At 40.6% G+C, this 834-nt stretch carries 1 protein-coding gene; it reads right to left on the bottom strand.

All coding sequences use genetic code 11. The annotated features are described in order from the left end of the window. Positions 1–105: 105 nt before the first annotated feature. A partial coding sequence (locus A3762_RS09990) for a C39 family peptidase (protein WP_068755238.1) occupies positions 106–834 on the bottom strand: 729 nt, incomplete at its 5' end.

The raw sequence follows: 834 nt of genomic DNA, 5'->3' as shown, positions 1-834 counted from the left end.
CAAAACATCTAGGCTAACTCCTGCTAGAAACACAGAAGCCGCTATCAGCCGTAACCATACAGCCATGAGAAAATCCTTGTTAATACTCGCTTCGTTCGCTTTATATTAATTTCTACGGTAATGCAGCGTCTTAGTCGTGTTCTCGACTATAGGCGCTCCATTCGCAATATCTTCTGGAGAGTTATTCTTTAAACGTTCAATTTCGTTCTGCACTCTCCACTGGCGCATATCGAAATAATCCGGATATTCTTGGAACGCTTGCAAAGATAGAGTTTGCTCATCAATAAACCGTAAATCTTCTTCTCTCAATTCCAATCCATCAACTGGCTTAGTGTCACCTGGAAACACAACAAACAATACGTTTTGATCCCAAGCTTCTTTAAATCGATCAATCGTGAAAGTTAAGTTCCCTTTAGATGGATCAGCGATAAACACACGATCATCCTTAACTGTTTTAACCACCACGAAATGCTTAAATCCGGAGTATTGAATAGGAACAATTGCCGGATGATCCAAATCAATTAAGTCTTGCATTTCAGCCCGAAAGCCACCTGCAGGAAATCCCAATGCTGTAACAAGTCGCTTCATATCAAGCATCGAAAAACCACGACGCTCTACGATTCTTTCATTCTCCCCGTAGTGAAGCAGTCCTTCCATCACCTGACGTTCTTGGAAATTACGCCCGAGATAATGTTGTAGAATTGTGGTTAATGCGGCCGAACCACAGCTGTAGTCGTATGCTTGTCGAACAATATTTCGAAACTTAATTTCAGAATATGGTTCAACTTCTTCAAAAAAGAACTTTTCTGGTTTGTCATTAGAATTATCAAACCC

Source organism: Oleiphilus sp. HI0125 (genome assembly GCF_001635355.1).
This window is presented reverse-complemented; position numbering and strand designations above follow the sequence as displayed.